The sequence below is a fragment of the Aureimonas altamirensis genome (genome assembly GCF_023702225.1).
In the GTDB taxonomy this organism is placed as follows: domain Bacteria; phylum Pseudomonadota; class Alphaproteobacteria; order Rhizobiales; family Rhizobiaceae; genus Aureimonas; species Aureimonas altamirensis_B.
Genome location: NZ_JAMQCO010000008.1, coordinates 163,984 through 189,850, shown reverse-complemented (window position 1 = coordinate 189,850; position 25,867 = coordinate 163,984). Strand labels below are relative to the sequence as shown.

Sequence of the window (25,867 nt, the reverse complement as noted above, 5' to 3'; positions counted from 1 at the left end):
AAGGGCATGCAGATGCTGAAGCCTCAAGCGACTGAGGGCGCACGCCCGCTCAAGCCGGATGGCGGCACGCCGTCAACGACGCCGCTGATCCGGTTCGACAAGGCTTCCCTCTCCTACGGCAGGGGCGATGCCGCCCTCGCCGCATTGGCGGAGACGGACCTGAAGGTCTTTTCAGGCGATTTCGTCGCCCTGGTCGGCCCCTCGGGATGCGGCAAGTCCACGATCCTGAAGCTCGTGGCCGGCCTCATCCGGGCCTCGTCCGGATATGTCTTCGTCGGCGGACGAGAAGTGGGCGCGGAGGACGTGCGGATCGGCATGGCCTTCCAGAACCCGACCTTGCTGCCCTGGCTGTCGATCCGCGACAACGTCATGCTGCCGCTCAAGATCGTCGCCGGCTTCCGCGAGCATTGGCGTGCGAAACGGCGCGGCGAGTATCGCCAGCGCGCCGACGCCCTCCTGGAGAAGGTGGGGCTTGGCGGGTTCGGCGACCGGTTCCCGTGGCAATTGTCGGGAGGTATGCAGCAGCGTGCCTCGCTGTGCCGGGCCCTGATCCACGAGCCGACCCTTCTCCTGCTGGACGAGCCTTTCGGCGCGCTCGACCAGTTCACCCGCGAAGAGCTGTGGGAAACGCTGCAGAGCTTGTGGATGGAGACGCGACCGACGGTCCTTCTCGTGACGCACGACCTGCGGGAAAGCGCCTTTCTCGCCAATCGCATCGTGGTGATGAGCGCGCGGCCGGGGCGGATCCTCGTCGACGAGACGGTGCCGTTCGCGCGGCCGCGAACGCTGGACACGATGGCCGACCCGGCCTTCGTCACGCTCAATCACCGCCTGCGCAGCCTGATCGTCCGGGCGCGCTCGGACCAGAAGAAGGAGACGGCGCGATGAAAATGTCCAGGGAACGCCTCGGATCGCTTCTGGTGATCCTCGGTTTCTTCGCGGTCTGGGAACTCGCCTGCCTGGCGTTCTCCATCAGCCCTCTGGTATTGCCCCGTCCAAGCGAGATCGTCACCGTACTGGTCACCCGCTGGCCGGCTCTGATGCCCCATACGATCCAGACGCTGTACACGACGCTGGTCGGCTTCGCCCTCGGCGTATCGGTCGGCGTCATGATCGGCATGCTGATCGGGTCTTCCCGCTTCGCCTACAAGGTGGCCTTTCCGCTGCTTGTCGGTTTCTCGTCCATTCCCAAGGTCGCCGTCGTGCCCATCCTCGTCCTGTGGTTCGGTGCGGGCACGGTGCCGGCCATCATCACAGCCATGATCATCTCGATCTTCCCGGTGGTGGTGAACGTCGCGACGGGCCTTGCCACGACCGAGCCGGAGCTTGAGGATGTGCTGAAGACATGGAAGGCCAGCAAGGCCGACATATTGTTCAATGTCGGGCTGCCCCGCACGATGCCCTATCTGTTCGCCTCGCTGAAGGTGGCCGTCACGCTGGCCTTCGTCGGCACGGTCATCGCCGAGACGGTGGCCTCGAACCGGGGGATCGGCAACATGATGCTGATCGCTTCGTCCAACTTCAACGTGCCGCTCGTCTTTGCCGGGCTGTTCATACTGGCCGGCCTCGGGGTGGCCCTCTATGCCGTCTTCTCGCTGATCGAAAGGCGCGTGACGGGCTGGGCCAACCGCAAGACGGATTTCGCCATGGGCTGAGCGTCGAAACGCTCTGCCCCTCCCATTCCAACTCCAGGATATAGACCGTGTCTGCCAACCGTCCTGCGGCGCGCCTTCACCGCGTTCCCGCCCGTGCGCCCGACGATGTCGAGGGTCTGGAACGCCTCGTGAGCGAAGGTGCGCTCGATCCGTCCGCCATCGTCGCCATTCTCGGCAAGACCGAAGGCAATGGCTGCGTCAACGATTTCACCCGTGGCTTCGCAACCCGGGCCTTGAAGGGCTTTCTCCTCGAGCATGTCGATGCGACCCGCGCCGACGATGTCGTCATGGTCATGTCCGGCGGGACCGAAGGCGCGCTCAGCCCCCACTGGCTGGTCTTCGAGCGCGTGGAGGTGGCCGGGGAGCCGGTGCATGGCGGTGCGCTGGCGCTGGGTACGGCGCGGACATGCGACCTTCGACCCGAAGAGATCGGCACCACGGCGCAGGCCCGGATCGTCCGCGACGGCGTTCTGCATGCCATGGCCGACGCCGGCATCGAAAAGCCGGCCGACGTCCATTTCGTCCAGATCAAATGTCCTTTGCTGACCTCGGCGCGGATCGGCGACGCCGCGGCGCGCGGACAGGCCTGCGCCGCCTCCGATACGCTGAAATCCATGGGCCTTTCGCGTGGCGCCAGCGCTCTCGGCGTTGCCTTGGCGTTGCAGGAAATCGATGCGGCCGCCGTTGCCGACGATACGATCGGCAGGGACATGTCCCTGTTTTCCAGCCGTGCGAGCACGTCGGCCGGGGTCGAATTGCTGGGCCACGAAATTCTCGTCCTCGGCATGAGCGACGTGTGGAGCGGGCCGCTTGCCATCGGCCATGCGGTCATGGCGGACATGATCGATGGTCAGTCCGTCCGCGCGGTCTTCACCGGCCTCGAGATACCGGCGGAAGCCCGCTTCGAAGCCTTGCTCGCCAAGGCCGAAGCGCCCCGCTCGGGCAGGGTTCGCGGCGCGCGGCACACGATGAGCGACGACAGCGACATTTCGGCCACGCGCCACGCCCGCGCCTTCGTCGGCGGCGTGCTTGCCGCCCTGGCAGGAACCACCGAGCTGTTCGTATCAGGCGGCGCGGAGCATCAGGGCCCAGATGGCGGCGGGCCGGTCGCCGTCATCGCGCGCCGCACGCACTAAGACACGAAAGGGATAAGACATGGGCGACATCGCGATCGAGATCGACGGCCAACACTTCAAGGGGCGCTTCGAATCGCAGGCGGCGCCCCGCACGGTGGCCGCCTTCCGTTCCCTGCTGCCTTACGAAAAGCAGATCATCCATGTGCGCTGGAGCGGAGAGGCCTGCTGGATCCCGCTGGGCGATTTCGACTTCGGTCTCGGATACGAAAATGCCACGGGCCACCCGGCGCCAGGCCAGTTCATCCTGTATCCGGGTGGCGTATCGGAGACGGAAATCCTCCTGGCCTATGGGCCAGTGGCTTTCGCCTCCAAGGCCGGCCCGCTCGCCGGCAATCACTTCCTGACGATTATCGAGGGCCTCGACCGGCTGGCCGAGATCGGCCGCGGAACCCTTTGGACCGGCGCGAAGGCGATCGCCTTTCGCTGACGTCCTCCCGGTGCCTTGCGACGAAGCCCGGCGGGTCGTGATCATGGAAAGGAGCGGTGTATCAATTCGACCATGATGCTGGTGAAGCCGGCCGGGATCAGCAAACCCAGATAGACGGCAGCGTGAGCAATCAGCCTTGCCGTCAAAGAGCGCGTGTTGCCGGCTCGCCTGTCGTCTCGCAGGCGAGACAGGGCAATGACGGCGTTCCAGAAACAGAGCATCAGCCCCATACCGACATACAGAACGCCGAAAAATACAACGAAACCGACACTCGGAACGCCTGGCAGGCTGTCGAAGTCCACGCCATAGCGCTGGCCTCCGTTGCTGCTTTCGCTGACCATGTCTATGCCAAGCGCTATTATGGCTCCTCCGATGATATAGTTCCGATAATACTCGATGACTGAGTTCAGCGTCACGATCGGCGACCTCGAATGGGCGATTGTCGGTCTGGAAGATATCGGGCGACGCTCCAGACGTCGATTCTTCAGCCCGGTCTTCGAGCGGGTTGACGCCGCAATCCCTTGCCCCATAACAAGATACGTTTCCGATACCGGATGCAGGCGTTTCGAGGCCATGGAAGAGAATCGTCCCTGGTGGGGCGTCCGGACTTCAAATCCGGGTGGGGCCGTGAGCCGGTCCTTGGTGGGTTCGACTCCCACTCTCCTCCGCCGTCTCCGTCAGCTTTGAATCCGCAAAAGATGCTGGTCCCAGTTGACCGGGCTTTTCGTTTCCGCCAGCGTCCCGTCATAACTCGCTACCGCAATTCCGACGGCCGACGCCGCGACACCGGCCGCGTCGCGGACGGCGCGTTCCGATACAAACCGTCCATCGCGGGCATCCAGCAGCACCAGGCTGCCCCTCGGTGACGAAAGGCCGACCAGCCCGTCGGTACGGTTGACGGCGATAGCCCCAACATAATGCCCCATCCGTTCCGTTACGTCCGCCGGCAGCGTCACGAATACCGGCTCGCCGCCCGGAAAAAAATAGCCGGCTAATGGTGGCGTCTCGTTGCGCGACCCCTCGAACTGGCAGGCGAACCAGATGCGTCCGCGCTCGCCGAAGGCGAGGTGGCGTGTCGACAGTTGCGCCAGCGCCGGCGGCAGCACGTGACGCTGCACCAGCGCGCCGCTGCGCGCATCCAGCAGCACCAGCGACGGCTGCATCCTGTCGAGGTTGAGTTTCGTGCGGCCGAAATCCGGATGGGTTTCTATGCCGCCATTGGCGATTGCAAGAAAGCGACCGTCCGGGCTGACGCCGATATCATGGGTGCCGATGCCGTGGGCGTCGAACTCCCCGATGCGACGGAACGCCGATGTCGCGTCGTACAGGCCGATGACCCCGCGCCCCGCTTCGAAATCGTTCTCGCTTGCAAACAGGATGCGCCCGTCGGTGGAAAACTCACCATGGCCGAAGAAGTGCCGCCCCTCCGGCGTGGCAATCACAAGTGGCTCACACGCCGCATCCTTGTCGAAGATCACCGCGAAGGTGCCGGGCCGGCGCGCAAACGCCACCACCCGGCCGGTCGCCCCGCATGCCGCCATGCCGTGGGCGCGGTCCGGCAGCCGGGCCTTGTCCACGATCTCGCCCCGCTCCGTCATGGTTGCGACGCCGAAGCTGCCGTCCGGCGCGCGGAACGCCGAGGCGAAGACGGCGTCGGTGCGCGCCAGCGCCAGTGCGGCGCGCGGGCCGAGCGCTGCCAGGAAACCGGCGCCCGCAGCGCCCATGAAGGCGCGCCTGTCGAGGAGCGGGCGCGGGACCATTGTCGTCAGTCTCCATCCTGGAAGGAGAAGCCGGCCGACAGGCCGATGGCGCCGCCCAACTCGTCGTTGAAGCGCAGGATGAGATCCTTGCCGGCCACCAGCAGGTATTGCATTTGCCCGCGCCCCTCGGGATCGGCCATCAGCGCCTCGATGTCCGGATTGGCGGCATTGGAGACGCGCTCCATGTTGGCCATCAGGAAGTGGATGCTGTCCACCGTTCCAAGCTGGTCCCTGCCCAGAAGCGTACCCATGCCGGAAGCATCGAAAAGGGTGCGCAACCCGTCGATATTGCCGGAGATCATCGTGAAGGTGCTGCCGCTGCGCCAGAACAAGGCCTGCCGCGGGAACGTCGCCCTGTCCACTCCCTTGTAAAAGCCTTCGACGCGCTGGTCGCGTAGTGCTTCCGCCCCATGCACGAGCAGTCCGAGCAGTCCGGTTGCCGCTTCCTCCACGGTACGAAACTCAGGGTTTTGTGCGCCCGGCCGCGTCCAGACCGCGGCGATGCCATCCGGCGCGGCCCAGGCCTCGTCCAGTTGCCGGGCGATGGATGCGACGGTGTCCGCAACGGCGACGCCGTACCGGCAGCGATACGGTTCGGCCTCTGTTGCAAGGCCGTCCGATCCGGTGCCGAAAAGGGCGAATTCCAGCGCGCCCAAGCCTTGGACGGCGACGCTCTTGCCTTCGAGAGCGCCGGGCTCCAGCACGGAAGCGTCCTTTTCGGCAAGTAATGCCTGTACCTGTCGGAGGCCCAGCCCCTTGCGGTCCGGATAATAGAGGATCCGCTCGAAACGGTTGTCCTGCAGGACGGGCCCGACCCGGACGATCTCGATCCGGGCCCATTGCGCGGCCGTGGCCTTGAAGGCCGTCCTGGCGGCATCGAGCGTTTCCGCCGAAGGCGCGTCGCACAGCGCGCGCAGGCTGCCGCCGAGGCGCCGCGTGCTGTCGGCAAAGGCGGCATAACCAGGCCGGATCGCGCCGTCGACCGCCTTCTTCAGGATGGCGATGACCTGTGCCGGGACAAGCGGCGGCGGCGGGGCGCTCGCCCCTTCCTGGGCGTTGGCGGCCGATGACAAGAGGGCCAGCAGGACGATGACATGAGGCAGGCGCATCAGAGAGACTCCAGGAAGCGGAGAAGGGCGGCACGATCGTCGGACGGCAAGGCGGCGAAGGCGTCTCTGGCGGTGGCGGCCTCGCCACCGTGCCAGAGGACAGCCTCGGTGAGGTTCCGCGCCCGGCCGTCATGCAGGAAGAAGCTGTGGCCGCTGACCGCTTCGGTCAGGCCGACGCCCCAAAGGGGTGGAGTGCGCCATTCACGGCCGCTCGCCATGCCGACCGGTTGCCCGTCCGCCAGCCCTTCGCCCATGTCGTGCAGCAGGAAGTCGGAGTAGGGCCAGATCAGCTGGAAGGCCTGCGCCTTGTTGTCGGCCTGCCGGCTGGTGACGAATTTGGGGACATGGCATGCCGGGCATCCGCTGTCATAGAACATCCGCTTGCCCCGCAATACGGTCGGATCGTCGACATCGCGGCGGCGCGGCACGGCAAGGTTCTTGGAATAGAAGGTCACCAGGTCCATGACGTGGTCGGGCGCTTCCGTATCGCCGAGGCGTGGCTGGACGCCATCCGGCATCGCAATGCAGGCCGGCTGGGCTTTCGTGCAGTCGCCGTGGCTGCGGGGCACATCCGGCGTGGATATGCCGATATCGCCGGCAAAGGCACTGGCCGCCTGGTCGCGGATGGAGCCGTTCTGCGCCTTCCACCCGAAACGCCCGAGCACGATCTCTTCGCTGCGATGGTCGCGTACGATGGCGGGCCGGCCCGAGATACCGTCTCCATCGGCATCGTCGGGATCGGCGTTGGCCAGGATGTCGCCCGCCGGTATGGCTTCGATCAACCCCATCCCGATCATCGGGTTGGCGACGCGCGGCGAGAGTGTCGTGCCCTTGTCGAGCGGGCCATAGGCAAGGCCGGCGACCGAATAGGCGGGGCGGCGCAGGGAGGCGGTCTCTCCGTCGGCAAACTGGAACGGCTCCTCCACATAGGAGACCTGCATCTTGCCTTCGGCCGGCAGGCCGGGCACGGCGAACTCCTGCAACTGCTCCCCGTAGACGGGATCCGGACTATTGAGGCGCCGATACTCGGCGATGTCCTGCCTTTCCTCCGCGGTACGCGGGGGACCGGCGAGGCGCAGGAACATCGACAGCGTCTCGCCGCCCTCGGGCGGCTTGCCGCGCCCATCCTTGAGATGACAGCTCTGGCAGGAGCGCGCGTTGAAGAGCGGCCCGAGCCCGTCCGAGGCCTGCGTGGATGACGGGGCGGAAACCCAGAATTTCCGGAACAGCGCGTTGCCGAGCTTGAACTGCTCCTCTTCCTCGAAGGTGATGTTTGTGGAGAAGTGCGAGAAGGCATCGGCACTGACCGGCGCCGTCGTCGTGCCGGCGCCGCCCGACATGGCCTCGAACCGCTCCGGCTTGGTGAAATCCTTCGTTGGGCGGGTCACCGCGTCGATGCGCGCCTTGTCCTTGGCGGACAGGTCGCTCCTCTCGGCAAACAGGGGCGAATCCGGCCGCGCCGGTGCTGCCGCGGACAGCACCAGCCATGCGGCGAAGGGGCAGGCGACAAGGGCAGCGATACGGCGCATGGCGATGGCTGGCGACCGATCGGGGGCCGGTCCGCCTACTCGAAGACCGCGTCCGGATTGTCGAGGCTGTCCGATCCCTCGATCTCGACCTGGCCGAGATCGACGGCGGCAACCACACGCTCGATGCTGCGGGTCTGGTCGATGAGGCCGTCGATGGCCGCCTGCACGGCCGCATTGCCGGCCTCGTTACCCTCTCCGATCATCTGGTCATAGGCTTCTCCGCCCTCGGCGCGCGCTGCCATGGCGTGCATTGCGGCCAGCGTGACGTCGAGCTTGCCCCGCATCTCCTTGTCCAGGGCCGCGTCCTTCGCGGCGACGAGGTCGGAGATGGATGGGCCGGTCATTTCCGTTCCGTCCACGCGCGTATAGCGGCCGGTATAGGCAGAGGCGATGCCGATGGCGTCGTTGAGGTGCGAGGAATGGGTATTGTCGGAGAAGCAGTCATGCTCCTCTTCCGGGTCGTGCAGGATCAGGCCGAGCTTCATCCGTTCGCCGGCCAGTTCGCCATAGGATAGCGAGCCCATGCCCGTCAGGGCCGCGCGCAACCCGACCTTCGGGTCTCCCACGACGACGGCTTCCGCAGCGCCGCCCGGCTGCCAGTTGGCGACCATCTCTTCCAGGTCGGCCACCAGAAGGTCCGACGCGGCCTTCAGGTAGGCGGCGCGCCGGTCGCAGTTGCCATGGGTGCAGTTGGCCGGGTCGTAATCGGTGTAGGGGCGGTCGCCGGGGCCGGGGCCGGTGCCGTTCAGGTCCTGGCCCCACAGCAGGAACTCGATCGCGTGATAGCCGGTGGCGACATTGGCCTCCACTTCGCCGGCCTCCTGCAGGCCTGCGATGCTTTCCGGCGTGAGCTCGCTCATGTCCAGCGTCTCGCCGTTGATCGTCGCGGACGGAGTGGCGATCACGTCGGCGACGTAATAGGGGTTGCTGTCGCTTTCCGTGCCGTAGGCCGGGTCGACATAGTCGATCAGCCCCTCATCCAGCGGCCACGCGTTGACGCGTCCCTCCCAGGCATCCACCACGGGATTGCCGAAGCGGTACACCTCGGATTGCTGATACGGGATGCGGGCGGCCTTCCAGGCGCTGCGCGCCGCCTCCAGCGTCTGAGGGGAAGGCCCGGCGATCAGCGCATCGACTGCCGCGTCGAGCGTCCTGGCCGTGGCGAGCGAATCCTCGTACTTGGCGAGAGCCATGTCGGCGTAATGCCGCACGACGGCCTGAGGCTCGGGCGCCGCAGCGCCGGAGTGGGTCGAGAATGCCGCGATGCAGATCGCCGAAACAGCGGACAACGAATGTTTGCGTGCCAATGCCGCCTCCTCACGAACGAGCCCGGGATCGCGGGCACCGAATTTCTGCTAATGGCGCAATCACAAACTTGTGTCAATTCATCATAATTATAGAACTATTCCAGAAACGACGGGGGTGGCGGTTCAGCGAAACCGGGCAGCGTGAAACGCCTTGAGCCGCGCGATCGTGTCGGCGTCCACGGGCGGGGGCTGCGTCACTTCGATCCAGGCATCGATGTAATGCTCGGGCGCATAGAGATGGCCGTGACCGATGGGGGCCGTCGTGGCCAGCATCATGTCGGCTGCCAGCTGCAGGCCGGTCACGATGGGGAACCAGCGCAGCGCCGGGCTGACATCCGGCCCGCGCGGGGACTTCATCCAGTCCGGCTCGCGGTAGAAGCTCGAGGGCGCGAAGAAGGTGACCGGATCGCTGGCGTATTGCAGGTAGACGATGCGGATGGGCCCCCAAGGAGCGCTGGCGGCATCAAGATTGTTCTCTTGTGCGGTGAAGCGGATGATGGAGCCATCGCGGAAGCGCGGCAGCCATTCGGGCGTGCCTGGCACGCGTTCGTCGGTAGCCATCCTCCAGGTGCGGCTGGTGAAGGGCGGGCCCGACCAGAGCGCGCCGTCGAAGGGGTCGGCGACCACCTCGTAGAGGTCGGTCGACAGTTCCGAGTTCATCGCACCGAGGCTGAGACCGTAGAGGTAGAGGCGCGGACGTTCTCCCGGCGGCAGGCCCGTCCAATGCGCGTAGACTTTCTGAAACAGGGCCCGGCCGGCCTCTGCCCCGTAGCCGGGCTCGACCATCAGCGACAGCCAGCTCGTGAGATAGGAATATTGCAGGGCGACCGAGGCGATGTCGCCCCGGTGGAGATATTCCAGCGTGTCGACCCCGGCCGGATCGATCCAGCCGGTGCCGGTGGGTACGATCACCACCAGCGCCGACCGTTCGAAGGCGCCGACGCGCAGCATCTCCTGAAGCGCCAGGGTGGCCCGCTCCTCGGCGGTCTCGCGTGAGTTCAACCCGACATAGACGCGAATCGGCTCCTGCGCCGGCGTGCCGAAGAAATCGCCGATCTCTGCGGCCCGCGGCCCGCTCGCGATGTATTGGCGACCGCGCGCGCCGAGACTTTCCCAGCGCACCAGGGATTGCGCGCTGCCGGTGCGGAGCGGGTCTTCGGGCGGGGCGCTTTCGGCGTCGATATGGGAATCCAGCTCGCGGAACGAACTGTCGGCCGCCCGCAGCGCCTGATGGAAGATCACCCCGTTGAAGACGTACCAGAAGGCGAAGACCGTCAGGCCGATGGCCAGAACCTGGGCCACCCTCGGCGGCAGCAGCCGCTTCAGCCGGGCGCGCAGCAACCGCATGATGACGCCGAACAGGCGCGCCAAAGCGAGAAGCGCAAGGAAGACGAGAAGCGCCACCAGCCCGACCTGCACCGGATGCGCCGTGTCGACCGGCTCCAGCCCCATGACCTGCCGAACGGAGTTCTGCCATTCGGCGGCTTTCCACAGTGTCAGGGCGACGGCCGGCAAGGCCAGCACGCCACCGGCGATGCGAAGGGCGCGGGCGCGTTTTTCCTGCGGCTGCGGCAGCTGCATGTAGGCCCAGAGCCAGCGGAGGAATACGCCAGCCGCATAGCCGGCAGCGAAGGAAGCGCCCGAAAGCGCCCCCTGCACCAGCGGTCCGCGCGGCAGGAGGCTCGGTGTCAGGGATGCGGCGAAGAACAAGAGGCCGAGGACGATGCCGGGCATGGACAGGCCCAGCGTCCACCTGCGCCGGCCGGATAGCTTGCCTTCAACCGCCATGCGCGCCTCCGCCCCGTTCATCCTGCGGCGACGGCGCGCTCGAGCGCAGCCTGCCGCATCTGGCTCAGTGTCTGGCGCGGGGTCAGCGCCTCGACATCGATCATCAGTTCGATCAAGGCGCCACCCGGCGCCGCCGCGGCCCGTTCGAAGGCCGGGGCGAAGTCGTCGGTCCGGCCGACGCGTTCCCCGTGGAGGCCGAAGGCCTCGGCAAGCTGGACGAAGTCCGGGTTGGCCAGGTCCGTAGCGGAGACACGCCCGGGAAAGGTCCGCTCCTGATGCATGCGGATGGTGCCGTAGCTGCCGTTGTTGAGAACCAGAACGATCGGCGCGGCGCCGGCCTGACGCGCGGTTGCCAGCTCCTGACAATTCATCTGGATGTCGCCGTCGCCGGCAAAGCAGACCACGGTGCGCTCCGGCGCCTCCAGCTTCGCGGCGATGGCCGCCGGCAGGCCATAGCCCATGGCGCCGCTTTGCGGCGCCAGCAGGCGGGCCCCGGCGCGCAGCGGAAAGAACCGGCCGGGCCACGTGGCGAAATTGCCCGCTCCGTTGGTCAGGATCACGTCCGGCGGCAGCACGGAACGCAGATGTTCCATCACGAGGCCCATGTCGACGCCGCCGGGTTGCCCGGGACAAGCGAGCGCGGCCTCGTAGGCGGCGCGGCCCTCCTGCGTCCAGCCTTCCTGCCGCGCGCCGCCGCAGGCCGCGTCGGCAAGTGCGGCAAACAGCGCGTTGGGCCCGGACTGCACCGGCATGTCGGCCTGGTAGATCTTGCCGATCTCGGCGTCGGAGGCATGGGCATGGATCAGATACTGGCGCGGGTTCGGCGCATCGAAGAGGGTGTAGTCGCCCGTCGTCATCTCGCCGAAGCGTATTCCTGCGGCCAGGATCACGTCGGCCTCGCGGATCATGCGGGCCACATGCGGCGCCATGGCGATGCCGGCCTCTCCGATGTAATGGGGCGCGTAGTTGTCGATCAGGTCGTTGAACCGGAAGGCAGCGGCCACGGGAATGTCGGCCGCGCGCGCCGCCCGGTCCAGCGCCATGCGCCCGTCGGCCGTCCAGCCGCCGCCTCCGGCCAGGATCAGGGGCCGGCGTGCGCCCGCCAGCCTGTCGGCGATCGCCCGCGCATCCGAAGGGGACGGGGCAGGCTCCGGCACAAGCACCCTGCGCGCGGGCTCCGCATCGCTCGTCGCGGCCAGGACATCTTCCGGCAGGGCCACGACCACCGGGCCGGGGCGTCCCGAAAGCGCCGTGGCGAAGGCGCGCGCCACGATTTCCGGTATGCGGTCGGCCTCATCGATCTCGACCGCCCATTTGGCAAGCGAGCCGAATACCGCACGGTAATCGACCTCCTGGAACGCTTCCCGACCGCGCACATCGGTCGGAATCTGGCCGACGAACAGGATCATCGGCGTCGAGGCCTGGCGTGCGGCATGGATGCCGATGGCGGCGTTGGTGGCCCCCGGACCGCGCGTGACGAAGGCGATGCCCGGTTGGCCCGTCAACTTGCCGTGCGCCTCGGCCATGAAGCTGGCGCCGCCCTCGTTGCGGGCGTTGACGAAGGAAATCGCCGGCCGGCAATCGTACAGCGCGTCGAGGACGGCAAGATAGCTCTCCCCCGGTACGCCGAAAACGCGCCGGACGCCCTGTGACGCCAGACAGTCCACCAGCAATCGACCACCCGTTCTCGCCATGCGTCGTGCCTATCCCCCTCGCGCCCGCTGCACCGGCAGTTTATGCGACCGCCGGGCAGCGGAGACAAGGTTTGAATTCCACGCGCGTTGTTCTAAACCGGATCGGGGCCGGCAGCGGGGAGGCAACATGCGCGCCATACTGGAACAGCTCGATGCACGGCGTGCCCAGGCACGCGCCGGCGGCGGCGAAAGGCGCGTCGCGGCGCAGCACGCCAAGGGCAAGCTGACGGCGCGCGAGCGGCTGGAGATCCTGCTCGACGAGAACTCCTTCGAGGAGTTCGACATGTATGTCACCCACCGCGCCACCGATTTCGGCATGGCGGCGCAGAAGGTGCCGGGCGACGGCGTCGTGACGGGCTGGGGCACGATCAACGGCCGTCTCACCTATGTGTTCGCGCAGGATTTCACCGTACTCGGCGGCTCCCTTTCGGAGACCCATGCGCAGAAGATCTGCAAGATCATGGACATGGCGATGCGCAATGGCGCACCCGTCATCGGTCTCAACGATTCCGGCGGCGCGCGCATCCAGGAGGGCGTGGCCTCCCTTGCCGGCTATGCGGAGGTGTTCCGCCGAAACGCCGAAGCCTCGGGCGTCGTGCCGCAACTGTCCCTCGTGATGGGGCCGTGCGCGGGCGGCGCGGTCTATTCGCCGGCGATGACCGACTTCATCTTCATGGTGCGGGACTCGTCCTACATGTTCGTCACCGGGCCCGACGTCGTGAAGACCGTGACGAACGAGACCGTCACCGCCGAAGAGCTGGGCGGCGCTTCCACGCACACCCGGAAATCCTCGGTCGCCGATGCGGCATTCGAAAATGACGTCGAGGCGCTGGAGGCGACGCGGCGCTTTTTCGACTTCCTGCCGCTGAACAACCGGCAGGCGCCGCCCGCCCGCCCCTCGGACGATGACCCGACCCGGCTGGAGATGCGGCTCGACACGCTGGTTCCCGACAATGCGGCCAAGCCCTACGACATGCGGGAGCTGGTGCTGGCGCTGGCCGACGAGGGCGACTTCTTCGAGTTGCAGGCCGAGTTCGCCCGAAACATCCTGATCGGCTTCATCCGGATCGAGGGACAGACGGTGGGCGTCGTCGCCAACCAGCCCTTGGTGCTGGCGGGGTGCCTGGACATCGACGCCTCGCGCAAGGCGGCCCGCTTCGTGCGCTTCTGCGACGCCTTCTCCATTCCCATCCTGACGCTGGTGGACGTGCCGGGCTTCCTGCCCGGCACCGCACAGGAACATGGCGGCGTCATCAAGCATGGCGCCAAGCTGCTGTTCGCCTATTCCGAGGCCACCGTGCCCATGGTGACGCTGATTACCCGCAAGGCCTATGGCGGGGCCTACGACGTCATGGCGTCCAAGCATATCGGGGCGGATATCAACTACGCCTGGCCGACCGCCGAAATCGCGGTGATGGGCGCCAAGGGCGCGGCCGAAATCCTGTATCGCTCGGAACTCGGCGATCCCGAGGCGATCGCCCGGCGCACGCGGGAGTACGAGGAACGGTTCGCCAATCCCTTCGTCGCGGCCGAGCGCGGCTTCGTGGACGAGGTCATCATGCCGCACTCCTCGCGCAGGAGGGTGGCGCGCGCCTTCGCCATGCTGCGCTCCAAGAAGCAGGAACAGCCCTGGCGCAAGCACGACAACATCCCGCTTTGACGGTGGTCAGGCCGGCTGGAGACGGCGCGCGGCCGGCGGACGCCGCAGAGTCACGCGGTCGACCAGACGGCGCTTCAGCGATCGGGGCGCAAGCTGCTCGGCATCGCGCTCGAAGATCGATCCGGTCAGGCTGCGGTCGTCGCTGAGCGCCAGCGCCACACCCCAGCGCGCCGCCACGGCCGGGTCGAGCCCATCCGCCAGCCCCATTCGCGTGGCCAACTGGCCGGGCATCCAGTCGTTGATGACGATCTGCGGGAAGCGGTCGCAGACATCGGCGATCAGGGCCCGCGTGAAGATGCGGGCCGCGCCCTTGGACACGGAATAGGCCGAACTTCCGGGAAGCGGGGCGAGATCGGCGAATGTCGAGACGTTCAGGATCCGGCCGCGGCCCGCCTGCGTCATGTCGGCAAGCGCCGCCAGGGCGCAATTGACCATGCCGCCAAGATTGACGGCCAGGCAATCCATGATGTGCGATGGCGGCTCCGACAGCAGGTCGCCCTTCGGATAGACCGCGGCATTGTTGATCAGGCGCGCCACCGGTCCGGCGACATCGCGCACATGCGCAAAGGCCGCCCGGGTGGCCGCTTCGTCGGCCACGTCGCAGGCAAGCGGCAGGAAAAGCTCGGGCCGTGCACACAGGCGCCGGGTTTCCTCCAGGCTGTCCGCGGTGCGGGCGAGACCGGCAACGAGCCGGCCCTTCCGGGTCAGTTCGGACGCCATGGCGCGGCCGAGGCCGACGCCAGCTCCCGTCAGCACGACGACTTCAGGCCTGCCTTCGCTCATCGCATGGATTCCTTGATCGAGTTGGCGACGCGCAAGGCGTTCGCGGCGATGGTCAGGCTTGGGTTCACCCCCATCGATGTCGGCATGAAGGAGGCGTCCGCAACCCAGAGGTTGCGCATGCCATGGATGCGGCAATCGCGGTCGACGACGCCTTCGGCCGCAGTCCTGCCCATGCGCAGCGTGCCGCTGGGATGGCCGAAATTGGGCTCGGGCTCATGCGTCAGGAATATGCTGCGCAGGCCCGGAACGGCATTCTGGATCAACTGGCGGAAGCGCTGACGGCGTTTCAGGAGCTCGGGCGCGAACCCGTACTCGATCCGCATTCCGCCCGCCGAAGCGGCATCCTGCAGCACGCGATTGTCGCGGTAGGGAAGATCCTCCAGCAGGCCGACGAACATCTTGGCCTGCCCGAGGATCGGCGCGACCGCTGCCGCGAGGGCGCTGGTCGCCTGGGCGCGGCCCGGCAGGGCGCGGAGGACCGAGCGGTCGCCCATCAGCTTGAGATGATGGGCGATGGCGCCGTAGCCGGCGTTGAGGCCCATGGACTGGACCATGCCGTAGCGGACGCCGTCGCGGAAATAGAAATCCCGGAAGCCGACGGATTTGCTGGCCTCCGCATAGGCTTCGCTCCGCTTGGGGAAGATGGCGAACAGTTCGTTCAGATGAAACATCAGATTGCGGCCGACCAGGTCGTGACGGTTGCCGATGCCATCCGGCCAGGTGTCCGAGACGGAGTTCAGCAGAAGCCGCGGCGACGACAGGGCCCCGGCCGCCAGCACCACCTGCCGGCCAGACAGCGTGACGGTTCGCCCGCCATGGCGTGCGACGACGCTATCCACGCCGTCGTCGCCGGCCTTCAGTTCCACCACCTCGCAACGCTCGAGCACGGTGGCGTTTCCGGTGGCGATCGCGGGCTCCACGCCGGCGGACCGCCCGTCCATCTTGCAGGGGCGCGGGCATTTGCGGCCGGTGCAGTTCTGGCAGGTGGCCGGTTCGGCCATGGCGGAATGAAGCTGGTACGGATGGAGGCCGGCCGCCTTCATCCGGCTCATGATCGCCTTGTCGCCCGTGGAGGGCGGGGCCGGCAACGTCACGTTCGGCGCCGGAAAGGCCTCGTCCGGGACGGGGCTTCCCTGTACGCGATACAGGCGTTGCGCCTCGTCGAACCAGGGCAGCATCTCGCGGAACGAAACCGGCCAGCCGCCGGTGGGGTGCGGATGAGCCTCATCATCGTCGAGATCGTGCGGCTCCGGACGCTCCAGCGTCGCGGCGTAGAAGACCGAGGTCCCGCCGACGCCGGCGCCGAGCGGCGCATAGAAGTCGCGCCGCACGCCGGACAGATAGGCCGTGACCTTGTCCGGCCAGAAGCCGCGCAGAAGGCGCTGCTCGGGATCTTCGAGGAAGATCGTGTCGAGCGGCGTCTCTTCGCGGCGGTATCCAGCGGCGCCTTTTTCCAGGAAGAGGACGGACAGCCCGGATTCCGCAAGGCTGCGGCCGATCGTGCCGCCCCCGACACCGGATCCGATGACGATGATGTCCCAGACGTGTGAAACGACGTCGTCGGCCATGGCAGGAAAACCGCCCTCTGCGTAGTTCCGGAAACAAGAGATATTGAAAATGAAATGGTGTATCGCTGCCGCTGTTCTTGCAGCCCGACGCATCGATGAAAAGTGATCCTTTCGACGTAAGGGGGAGAGGTGGCATGGCACAGACCTGTATCGTGGCGGGAGGCGGCCCGGCCGGAATGATGCTGGGCTATCTGCTGGCGCGGGCCGGCATCCGCGTCACCGTGGTGGAGAAGCATCCCGATTTCCTGCGCGACTTCCGGGGCGACACGATCCACCCCTCGACGCTCGAGGTGATGCGCGAACTCGGCCTCCTGGAGGGGCTTCTGAAGCTACCCCATACGCGGGCCGAGACCTTGAGCGCCGAGATCGGAGGCGCCACCTTCCGCGTGGCGAACTTTTCCCGTCTTCCGGTGGCGACCCGCTATATCGCCTTCATGCCGCAATGGGATTTCCTGACCTATCTGTCGGGCGAGGCTTCGCGGCTGCCGTGCTTCGAGTTGATGATGGAGACCCGGTCGGAGACGTTGCTGGAGGAGGATGGGCGCGTCGTCGGCATCAGTGTCGGTACGCCCGGGGGCAGCCGCGACCTGCGCGCCGACCTGACGGTCGTGGCGGAAGGCCGCGACTCGACCTTGCGGCGTCTGTCGGGCCTCAAGTCCCGCTCGTTCGGAGCCCCCAGCGACGTGCTCTGGTTCCGTCTGTCGCACCAGCCGGGCGACCCGGCCGAGACCATGGGCCATGCCGGGCCGCAGCAGGGTTTGGTGATGATCGACCGTGGCGACTACTGGCAATGCGGATTCGTGGTGCGCAAGGGCAGCTTCGATGCGCACCGGGAAAAGGGGCTGGAAGCCTTCCGCGATGCGGTGCGCGCGCTCTCGCCCCTGCCGCCGGAGCGGCTGGACGAGGTGCGCGGTTGGGAGGATGTCCATCTCTTGAGCGTGCGGATCGACCGGCTGGACCGGTGGTGGCGGCCCGGCCTCCTGTGCATAGGCGATGCCGCGCATGCGATGTCGCCCATCGGCGGGGTCGGCGTCAATCTGGCCATCCAGGATGCCGTGGCGGCGGCCAACATCCTGGCAGGCCCGCTTCGGGCCGGCATGATGGGCGATCGCGACCTTGCGGCTGTGCAGCGTCGGCGCAGCTTTCCGACAAGAGCCACGCAGAAGGTGCAACTGATGATGCAGGGTGCGGCGGCCCGGCGCCGCGCATCGGGGGGCGATGGCGGGCCCCCCGGCTTCCTGAAGGGGATCGCCCGCTGGCCGGTGCTGGCACATGTGACGGGCCGGCTGATCGGCATGGGCTTCCGGCCCGAGCATGTCGCGCCGGACATCGTCGACGGCGTCAGGCCGACGTCCGATCGTCCATGAAGGGCGGCAGCTCCGCCTCGATCTCGGCGCGCATCGGCTCGAGCGGCTCGGGCAGCATCAGGCGGGTGCCGAGGCTGTCGGACGCCTCGTCGATGCCGAAGCCCGGCAGGTCGGTCGCAATCTCGAACAGGACATGCCCCGGCTCGCGGAAATAGACCGAGCGGAAATACTTGCGTTCCTTCTGCTCGGTCGTCTGCAGTCCGAACTCGGCCGAAAGCCGCTTCACCATCGCGGCCTGCTCCGCGTCGTCGCGGGCGCGGAAGGCGATATGGTGCACCGTCCCGCCGCCCGGCCGGGGCTTCAGGAAGCCGCCCACGGCTCTGATGTCGATGGTGCCGCCCATCGGGTTTCCGGGCAGGGCGTAGCGCGTGGTGGTATCCTCTGTCGCGCCGCGCTCGTAGCCGAACACGTCCGTCAGGATGTCGGCGGTTGGCTGGGCTTCTTCCAGAAGCAGGCTTACGCCGTGCAGACCCCGGATCGCATGGTCCGCGCCGACCGGGCCGCCCGTATAGGCGGGCTCCGCTTCCACGCCCGGCACGCTGACGAGGGCAAGCCGCGTTCCGTGCACGTCGCGGAAGGGCAGGGCCGATTGGCCGAACCGCTTCTCGATGCTTTCGTGCACGACGCCCTTTTCCAGGAAGCGGTGCAACCAGAAGCCCAGGGCGCCTTCGGGCACGCGAAAGACGGTTTCCTGCGTTTCGCCGACACCGAGACGCCCGGGGGCGACATGCTCCCATGGGAAGAAGGTGATCAGGCTGCCGGGCGTGCCCGCCGCATCCCCGTAGTAGAGATGATAGGAGGACGGGTCATCGAAATTCACCGTCTGCTTGACCATGCGCAGGCCGAGGATATCCGTGTAGAAACGATGATTCTGGCGCGCCTGGCCGGCGATGATCGAGACATGGTGAAGGGGGCTTCCGGTCATTTCGACTCCGTCCGGTGTCATTGCAGCCAACCTATAGTATTTCACATGGGACGAAGGTAAACCGCCGGCCGACGGGAGCGACGATGTCGACACGCAATCTCGATGCGCTGTTTCAGCCGCGCGCCATTGCCCTGATCGGCGCCAGCAACCGCTTCCGCTCCGTCGGCGAGGTGCTGGCGCGCAACCTGTTCGGCGCGGGGTTCAAGGGGCCGGTCATGCCGGTCAACCCGCATGAGGGGGCGATCCGCTCCACGGTCGCCTATCCCGATGTGCGGTCCCTGCCCGCCGCGCCCGACCTTGCCGTCATCGCCACTCCGGCTCCCGGCGTGCCGGATCTCGTCGGCCAGTTGGGGGAAGCCGGATGCCGGGCCGCCGTGGTGATTTCGTCGGGCTTCGAGGACGAGGCCTTGCGCGCCGATCTGCTGGAGGCGGCGCGGCCGCACACCTTGCGCATCGTGGGCCCCAATTGCATCGGCTTCATCTCGCCGCGCGCCGGCATCAACGCCAGCTTCGCCCATCTCAAGCCCCGCATCGGCGACATCGCCTTCGTGAGCCAGTCGGGGGCCATCGCGACGGCGGTGCTGGACTGGGCGGACGTGCGCGGCATCGGCTTTTCTCATGTCGTGTCGGTGGGCGACATGTGCGACGTGGACCTGGGCGATCTGCTCGACTATCTGGCGGTCGACGGCCGCACCAAATCCATCCTGCTTTTCGTGGAGACCGTAACCGAGGCCCGCAAGTTCATGTCGGCGGCGCGGCTGGCGGCGCGCACCAAGCCCATCGTCGTCATCAAGGCCGGGCGCGAGCGTGGCGCGGTCGCCGCGGCAACGCACATGGCCGATCTTGCCGGCGCGGAAGACGTATTCGCCGCGGCCTGCCGCCGGGCCGGCATGCTGCAGGTGGCCACGCTGCGCGAACTGTTCGAGGCGGTCGGCACACTGGCCTCCGGCATACGCCCGCGCGGCGACCGGTTGGCGATCCTGACCAATGGCGGCGGCGCTGCCATCCTGGCCGCCGATGCGGTGGAACGGCATGGCGGGCGGCTGGCCGAGCTTTCGGACGCTACACGGGCGCGCCTGTCGGGCGTGTTGCCGAAGGACTGGCGGCCGGGCGACCCCGTCGACATGCTGCGCGAAGCAGACGGTGCGCGCTATGCCGACGCATTGTCGGCGATGCTGGACGATGACGGGCAGGACGCCGTCCTGGTGATGAATTGCCCCACCGCCATCGCCGACGGTGTCGAGGCCGCCCGCGCGACGATCGGGACGTTGGACGCCGCGCGCAACCGGCCCGTGGTCACGTGCTGGCTGGGAGAGCGCGCCGCGCGCGATTCGCGCCGGCTCTTCGCTGAAAAGGGCGTGCCGACCTACGATACGCCGGACGAGGCGGTGCGCGCCTTCATGCAACTGGTCAATTATCGCCACAACCAGGACATGCTGATGGAAACGCCGCCCGCCCTCGTGGCCGAGCGAGTGGACAGGGAGGCGGCCGCATCGGTGATCGCCGGCGCGCTCGGCGCCGGGCGCGCGGTGCTGAGCGCGCCCGAAGCCTTCGCCTTCCTGTCGGCCTACGGCATTCCGACGGCGGCGACGGGCACCGCGCCGGACCCGGACATGGCGGCGGCCATCGCCGCGCGTATCGGCTTTCCGGTGGTGCTCAAGATCCTGTCCGACGATATCGTGCACAAATCCGATGTGGGAGGCGTGCGGCTGGAGCTGGACAGCGCCGAGGCGGTGCGCGATGCCGCGCTGCACATGCTGAAGCGGGTGGCCGAGTTTCGTCCCGACGCGCGGATCGAGGGGTTCTCCGTCCAGAAGATGATCCGCCGGCATGGCGCGCATGAGGTGATCGTCGGCTTCGGCCTCGATGCCGTCTTCGGGCCGGTGCTGGTGATCGGGCAGGGCGGTACGGCGGCGGAGGTGATCCGCGACCGGGCCATCGGCCTGCCGCCGCTCAACATGCTTCTGGCGCGCGAGATGATCGGTCGCACGCGCATCGCCCGGCTCATGGGCGGCGAGGTCGGGCAGCTTGCGGCGACGCTGGTGAAGCTGTCGCAGATGCTGGTGGACCATCCCGAGCTGGTGGAGCTGGATATCAATCCCCTTCTGGCGGATGGCGGCGGCATCGTGGCGCTGGATGCGCGCATTGCCGTCTGCGCCGCCTCGGGCGCCGGGTCGGCGCGCTTCGCCATACTGCCCTATCCGCAGGAGCTGGAGGAAACGGTGACGTTGCGGGGCGGACGCGCATTCGAGCTCGCGCCGATCCGTCCGGAAGACGAGAACGCGCTTATCGACATGCTGTCGCGCAGCGCCCCCGAAGACATCAGGTTGCGCTTCTTCGCTCCGATTCGAAACATCGGCCACTCTTTCGCGGCGCGCCTGACGCAGATCGACTACAGCCGCGAAATGGCTTTCGTGGCCAGGGAGGCCGGCGATGCCGAAGGCGACATCCTGGGCGCGGCCCGGATCGTCACCGACGCTGAAGGCGTGCAAGGGGAGTTCGGCATCATGGTCCGCTCGGACCAGAAGGGCAAAGGCCTCGGCTACGCGCTGATGCAGAAAATCCTGTCCTATGCCCGGGCGCGGGGCATGCGACGCGTCTTCGCCGAAGTGCTGGCCGAGAACACCTCCATGCTCGCGCTTGCGCAGGAACTGGGTTTCGTGCGCCAGCCGCCGGGGGACGACATGACCGTCCGCCACGTGGAGTTGGAGCTGGACCGGCAATAGCCGGTTGCGGCGGCAAGCGATTTCGCTTGGGCGCGAAATAGGTTAAGCGCTTGCCTCGGGGCGTCGGCCCTTAATCGAACATCATCGCCGGGCACTGTCCCGCGCATCCCGAATCCCTTATCCGGCACGATCCCGATGGCCCGTTCGCGCAAGTTCCTCGTCAGTCTCGTCGTGCTCGCCCTCGTGGCGGGCGCGGCCTATGTCGCCGTCGACGGGCGGGAGCCCGCGGTCGGCGGTCCGGCCGAGGAGACGGCCGAGCGGCCGCTGGAGCTTTCGCCCGTCGAGGTTGCTCGCGTCGAAAGCCAGACCATCGCCGCCGATCTGCGGATCACCGGCACGCTCCGGCCGGCGCGCCGCACCATCATGGCCGCGCAGGTATCGGGCACGGTCGAGGATGTCGGGGTCAAGGTCGGCCAGTCCGTGGAAGAGGGCGACGTGCTGCTGCAATTCGATCTCGTTCCGCTGGAAAGCACAGTGGCGGCACGCCACGCCTCGCGCGATGCGATGCAGGCGCAGCTTCGGCAGGCGCAGGCGGTGCTGGCGCGCAGCGCCCGGCTCGGGCAGAGCGGCATTTCGTCGGAGGCGGTGCGGCTGGAAGCGGAGGCCAACGTGGCCAATCTGGAGGCGCAGTTGCGCGGGCTCGACGCCGAGGTCGCGGATGCGGAGCGCAATCTTTCGGACGGCACGGTGCGGGCGCCCTTTGCCGGCGTCATATCCGAGCGCCGGGTCGAGCCCGGCCAGACCGTAGCCATCAATACCGAGCTCCTCTCGATGGTGGATCTCGACATCATCGAAGTGGAAGCCGGCGTTCCGGCGGGCAGTGTCGCCGAAGTGCGGCCCGGGCAGACCGCCCGCCTGTCCATCAACGGCATTCCCGGTCGCACTTTCGAGGCCCGCGTCGTGCGCATCGCGCCGACGGCCGTGGAAGGCTCCCGCACGGTGCGCGTCTATCTGGAACTGCCCAACGAGGACGGGCTCCTGAAGGGCGGTATGTTCGCCACGGGCAGCCTCAACACGGGCAGCCGCAGCAACGTCATCGCCCTGCCGGAAACCGCGCTGCGGCGCGACGATGCGGGCGAGTTCGTCCTGAAGGCCGTCGAGGGCCGGCTGGTTCGACAGGCGGTGACGGTCGATCCCGTGCCGCCGCGCCAGGGACTATTGGCCTTCACGCAGGGGCTGGCGCCGGGCGATACGGTCGTCGTCGCGCCGCTGCCGGCGCTAAAGGCCGATACCGCCGTCGAAATCGGGGCCTGACACCGCATGTTCCTGACCCGCGTCAGTGTCGGCCATCCCGTCTTCGCCACCATGATGATGCTGGCCATCCTGGTGGTCGGGCTGTTCTCGTTCAACCGGCTCGGCGTCGACCTCTTCCCGGAGGTCGACCTGCCGGTGGTGGTGGTGGTCACTGCCTATGAAGGCGCCTCGCCCGAGACGGTGGAAAGCGAGGTGACGCGCCGCATCGAGACCGAGGTCAACACGATCGGCGGTATCGATACGATCACCTCCGACAGCTACGAGGGCCGCTCCGTCGTCGTCATCCAGTTCGACCTCGACGTCGATTCGCGCGCGGCGGCGCAGGAGGTGCGCGACCGCGTGGCGCGGCTGGAGGCCGTATTCCCGGACGAGGTGGATACGCCGCAGGTGACGCGCTTCAACCCGGACGACCAGCCGATCCTGTCGGTCGCGGTCTTCTCGGACAGCCGCAGCCTGCCGGAGATGACGACGCTGGCCGACAAGGTGATCGTCAACCGCCTCAGCGTGCTTCCCGGCGTCGGGCAGGTGACCATCGTCGGCGGCAGCCCGCGCCAGGTTCTCGTGCTGATGGATCCGGAGCGGCTGGAGGCCTACGGCATCTCGGTATCGACCGTCATGGCGGCGATCCGCCGCGAGAACCAGGACCGCGCCGCCGGCACGCTGATCTCGGGCATCGGGCAGCGCATCGTGACGGTCGAGGGCCGGCTTGCCGATGTCGCCGATTTTCCGCAGATCATCGTCGCGCAAGACAATGGCTACCCGATCTACCTGTCGGACGTGGCGGAGGTGGTGGACGGCGGCGCGGAACTGACCAGCGCCGCCAGCTACAACGGCGTGCGCGCGCTGGGCGTCGACGTCGTGAAGGTGCAGGGCGCCAATACCGTGGCGGTGGCGCAGGCCCTTCGCGCCGAAGTGGACGTCCTGGCGCGCGAGCTTGCGCCCGAGGGCCTCACGCTGACGGTCAGCCGCGACAACTCCAGGCCCATCGCGCTGCAGGCGGCGGAGGTGCAGCGCACGCTCGTCGAAGGCGGCGTGCTGACGGTGCTGATCGTCTTCCTGTTCCTCAATTCCTGGCGCTCGACCGTCATCACCGGCCTGACCCTGCCGATCTCCGTCATCGGCACGTTCGCCGTCATGTATTTCCTGGGCTTCACGCTCAACACGATGACGCTGATGGCCCTTTCGCTGTCCATCGGCATCCTCATCGACGACGCCATCGTCGTGCGGGAAAACATCACGCGGCACCTGAACATGGGCAAGAGCCACAAGCAGGCGGCGCTCGACGGCACCAACGAGATCGGCCTCGCCGTCATGGCGACGACCCTGTGCATCGTCGCCGTGTTCCTGCCCGTTGCCTTCATGGGCGGCATCATCGGCCGCTTCTTCCTGCAGTTCGGTGTCACCGTCTCGGTGGCGGTCCTGATCTCCCTGTTCGTCGCCTTCACGCTCGATCCGATGCTGTCGAGCGTCTGGTACGACCCGGCGACCGCGCCCGATGCGAAGCGCGGTTTTCTGGGTCGCCAGGTGGCGCGCTTCGACCGCGCCTTCGAAAGACTGGCGGCACGCTACAAGGCCGTCATCCACTGGAGCTTCCGCCACCGCTATCTGACGGTGTTCGCCGCCTTCGCCATCTTCGTGGGCAGCCTGATGCTGGTGCCGCGGATCGGCGGCGAGTTCCTGCCGCCGAGCGACAATGGCGAATTCTCGGTCTATGTGGAGGGGCCGCAGGGCGCTTCGCTCGACTATATGGGCGTCAAGGTGCGGCAGGTAGAGGCCGCGCTGCGCGAGTTCCCCGAGGTGCAGAGCTTCTATTCCACCATCAACGCGGGCGGCGCGCGGGGCGTGAACGCGGCCAATGTGGCCGTGCAGCTCGTGCCGGCGCGCGATCGATCCATCTCCACCAGCGCGATCGCCGAACCCATCCGCCGCCGCCTTTCCTCGGTGGCGGGCCTGGAGATTTCGGTGAACCAGAGCACGATGGGCGATGGGGGCGGGGGCGCCGCTTCCAAGCCCCTCCAGGTCTCCGTTCTCGGCGACGGGCAGGAAGAGCTTCAGCGGATCTCGGAAGAGATCAAGTCGCGGCTGCAGGCGATACCGGGCGCGGTGGAGGTGGAATCCTCCATCGACAACGAAAAGCCCACCTATGCCATCCGGGTCCGGCGCGAGGCCGCCAGCGACCTCGGCGTATCCATCGAAGCCGTCGGCGAAACGCTGCGGCCGCTGATCGCGGGCGATGCCATATCGGTCTGGAACGCGCCGGATGGCGAGAGCTACGACGTGGTGGTGCGCCTGCCGCGCGAGGGCCGGGAGGTTGCCGACCAGTTGCGCAACCTGTCGCTCACCACGGGCCGCACCGGCGAGGATGGGCGGCCGACGACGGTGCTCCTGTCGCAGGTGGCGGACGTCATCGAAAGCGTGGCGCCGGAATCGGTCACCCGCAAGGACCTCTCGCGAGAGATCCGCATCTCGGCCAATGTTCAGGGGCGGGCGCTGGGCGACGTCACCGCGGACCTGACGCGCGAGATCGCAGCCGTCGACGTGCCGGCCGGATACCGGGTCGTTTTCGGCGGCGAGGCCGAGGACATGGCCGAAAGCATGGGCTATGCGGTGGAGGCGCTGTCGCTGGCGGTGATCTTCATCTACCTCATCCTCGCTTCCCAGTTCGGATCCTTCATCCAGCCGCTCGCCATCATGATGACGCTGCCGCTGTCGCTCATCGGCGTGCTGTTGGGCTTGCTGGCGACGGGGTCGACGCTCAACATCTTCTCGATCATCGGCTTCATCATGCTGATGGGCCTCGTCACCAAGAACGCGATTCTGCTGGTGGATTATTCCAACCAGGGGCGGGCGCGCGGGCTGTCGCTGCGCGACAGCCTTGCCGAAGCGGGGGCGGTGCGGCTGCGCCCGATCGTCATGACGACGCTGGCGATGATCTTCGGCATGTTGCCGCTGGCGCTCGGCCTTGGAGAAGGCGGAGAGCAGCGCGCGCCGATGGCCCATGCGGTGATCGGCGGGCTGATCTCGTCCACGGTGCTGACGCTGGTCTTCGTGCCTGTTATCCTGACCTTCCTGGACGGGCTGGCGCGGCGCGTGTCGAAACGTCTGCCCAAAGCCCCGGACGAGCATCACGTCGCAGGTTGATGCAATTAAATTTGCATCATTATTGAACTTGCAATTTT

At 67.3% G+C, this 25,867-nt stretch carries 19 protein-coding genes and 1 tRNA gene; 10 read left to right on the top strand and 10 right to left on the bottom strand.

What is annotated here, in order from left to right:
• Positions 1 to 6: 6 nt before the first annotated feature.
• From NDN16_RS14775 to NDN16_RS14760, 4 genes are read left to right on the top strand one after another with little or no spacing between them, the layout of a single operon-like run.
• Positions 7 to 888, top strand: a complete 882-nt coding sequence (locus tag NDN16_RS14775; RefSeq protein ID WP_251114232.1) for an ABC transporter ATP-binding protein — start codon at positions 7 to 9, stop codon at positions 886 to 888.
• Positions 885 to 1,655 carry an ABC transporter permease gene (locus tag NDN16_RS14770; protein ID WP_251114231.1) on the top strand — a complete coding sequence of 257 codons (771 nt, stop codon included), beginning with the start codon at positions 885 to 887 and terminating at the stop codon, positions 1,653 to 1,655. The genes NDN16_RS14775 and NDN16_RS14770 overlap by 4 nt, the downstream gene beginning before the upstream one ends.
• A gap of 47 nt (positions 1,656 to 1,702) precedes the next feature.
• Positions 1,703 to 2,791, top strand: a complete 1,089-nt coding sequence (locus NDN16_RS14765; protein ID WP_251114230.1) for a ring-opening amidohydrolase — start codon at positions 1,703 to 1,705, stop codon at positions 2,789 to 2,791.
• A 19-nt stretch (positions 2,792 to 2,810) separates the two neighbouring features.
• A complete protein-coding gene (locus NDN16_RS14760; RefSeq protein WP_251114229.1) occupies positions 2,811 to 3,218 on the top strand; it encodes a DUF3830 family protein in 408 nt (135 codons plus the stop codon).
• 41 nt (positions 3,219 to 3,259) lie between these two features.
• On the opposite strand, the gene NDN16_RS14755 is transcribed toward NDN16_RS14760, so the two are convergent.
• On the bottom strand, positions 3,260 to 3,793 hold the full coding sequence (locus NDN16_RS14755) for a hypothetical protein (RefSeq protein ID WP_251114228.1): 534 nt from the start codon (positions 3,791 to 3,793) through the stop codon (positions 3,260 to 3,262).
• Here NDN16_RS14755 and NDN16_RS14750 point away from each other — a divergent pair.
• Positions 3,794 to 3,886, top strand: a tRNA-Sec gene (locus NDN16_RS14750). It begins immediately after the preceding gene.
• 9 nt (positions 3,887 to 3,895) lie between these two features.
• Here the strand turns inward: NDN16_RS14750 and NDN16_RS14745 are convergent.
• The 6 genes from NDN16_RS14745 to NDN16_RS14720 all read right to left on the bottom strand — a co-directional run bounded on the left by NDN16_RS14745 (position 3,896) and on the right by NDN16_RS14720 (position 12,405).
• Positions 3,896 to 4,978: a DUF1513 domain-containing protein gene (locus NDN16_RS14745; protein WP_251114227.1), complete on the bottom strand. Its 1,083-nt coding sequence runs from the start codon at positions 4,976 to 4,978 to the stop codon at positions 3,896 to 3,898.
• A gap of 5 nt (positions 4,979 to 4,983) precedes the next feature.
• Entirely contained in the window at positions 4,984 to 6,087 is a 1,104-nt protein-coding gene (locus tag NDN16_RS14740) for an imelysin family protein (RefSeq protein ID WP_251114226.1), read from the bottom strand.
• Complete coding sequence (locus NDN16_RS14735) at positions 6,087 to 7,616, bottom strand: di-heme oxidoredictase family protein (RefSeq protein WP_251114225.1); 1,530 nt, start codon at positions 7,614 to 7,616, stop codon at positions 6,087 to 6,089. Before NDN16_RS14735 ends, NDN16_RS14740 begins: the two co-directional genes overlap by 1 nt.
• A gap of 35 nt (positions 7,617 to 7,651) precedes the next feature.
• Complete coding sequence (locus NDN16_RS14730) at positions 7,652 to 8,887, bottom strand: imelysin family protein (protein WP_353050220.1); 1,236 nt, start codon at positions 8,885 to 8,887, stop codon at positions 7,652 to 7,654.
• Positions 8,888 to 9,046: 159 nt separating this feature from the next.
• Positions 9,047 to 10,711, bottom strand: coding sequence for an alpha/beta hydrolase (locus tag NDN16_RS14725; protein ID WP_251114224.1), 1,665 nt, complete (start codon positions 10,709 to 10,711; stop codon positions 9,047 to 9,049).
• Positions 10,712 to 10,728: 17 nt separating this feature from the next.
• Positions 10,729 to 12,405, bottom strand: a complete 1,677-nt coding sequence (locus NDN16_RS14720; protein ID WP_251114223.1) for a thiamine pyrophosphate-dependent enzyme — start codon at positions 12,403 to 12,405, stop codon at positions 10,729 to 10,731.
• Positions 12,406 to 12,532: 127 nt separating this feature from the next.
• Here NDN16_RS14720 and NDN16_RS14715 point away from each other — a divergent pair, with 127 nt between their 5' ends.
• Positions 12,533 to 14,065 (top strand): acyl-CoA carboxylase subunit beta, encoded by a 1,533-nt coding sequence (locus tag NDN16_RS14715; protein WP_251114222.1) that lies wholly within the window; start codon positions 12,533 to 12,535, stop codon positions 14,063 to 14,065.
• A gap of 6 nt (positions 14,066 to 14,071) precedes the next feature.
• Here NDN16_RS14715 and NDN16_RS14710 read toward each other — a convergent pair whose 3' ends face one another.
• The gene (locus NDN16_RS14710) at positions 14,072 to 14,848 is read right to left on the bottom strand and encodes an SDR family NAD(P)-dependent oxidoreductase (RefSeq protein WP_251114221.1); all 777 of its coding nucleotides are present in this window, start codon (positions 14,846 to 14,848) and stop codon (positions 14,072 to 14,074) included.
• Positions 14,845 to 16,416 carry a GMC oxidoreductase gene (locus NDN16_RS14705; protein WP_251114220.1) on the bottom strand — a complete coding sequence of 524 codons (1,572 nt, stop codon included), beginning with the start codon at positions 16,414 to 16,416 and terminating at the stop codon, positions 14,845 to 14,847. Before NDN16_RS14705 ends, NDN16_RS14710 begins: the two co-directional genes overlap by 4 nt.
• A gap of 134 nt (positions 16,417 to 16,550) precedes the next feature.
• On the opposite strand from NDN16_RS14705, the gene NDN16_RS14700 reads away from it, so the two are divergent.
• Positions 16,551 to 17,783 carry an FAD-dependent oxidoreductase gene (locus NDN16_RS14700; protein WP_251114219.1) on the top strand — a complete coding sequence of 411 codons (1,233 nt, stop codon included), beginning with the start codon at positions 16,551 to 16,553 and terminating at the stop codon, positions 17,781 to 17,783.
• Here NDN16_RS14700 and NDN16_RS14695 read toward each other — a convergent pair.
• Complete coding sequence (locus NDN16_RS14695) at positions 17,758 to 18,708, bottom strand: ring-cleaving dioxygenase (protein ID WP_251114218.1); 951 nt, start codon at positions 18,706 to 18,708, stop codon at positions 17,758 to 17,760. The two genes, NDN16_RS14700 and NDN16_RS14695, sit on opposite strands and share 26 nt — an antisense overlap.
• An 83-nt stretch (positions 18,709 to 18,791) precedes the next feature.
• On the opposite strand from NDN16_RS14695, the gene NDN16_RS14690 reads away from it, so the two are divergent.
• From NDN16_RS14690 to NDN16_RS14680, 3 genes are all read left to right on the top strand, one after another.
• A complete protein-coding gene (locus NDN16_RS14690) occupies positions 18,792 to 21,434 on the top strand; it encodes a bifunctional acetate--CoA ligase family protein/GNAT family N-acetyltransferase (protein ID WP_251114217.1) in 2,643 nt (880 codons plus the stop codon).
• Positions 21,435 to 21,569: 135 nt separating this feature from the next.
• The gene (locus NDN16_RS14685) at positions 21,570 to 22,688 is read left to right on the top strand and encodes an efflux RND transporter periplasmic adaptor subunit (RefSeq protein ID WP_251114216.1); all 1,119 of its coding nucleotides are present in this window, start codon (positions 21,570 to 21,572) and stop codon (positions 22,686 to 22,688) included.
• Positions 22,689 to 22,694: 6 nt separating this feature from the next.
• A complete protein-coding gene (locus NDN16_RS14680; protein ID WP_251114215.1) occupies positions 22,695 to 25,829 on the top strand; it encodes an efflux RND transporter permease subunit in 3,135 nt (1,044 codons plus the stop codon).
• Positions 25,830 to 25,867 lie beyond the last annotated feature (38 nt).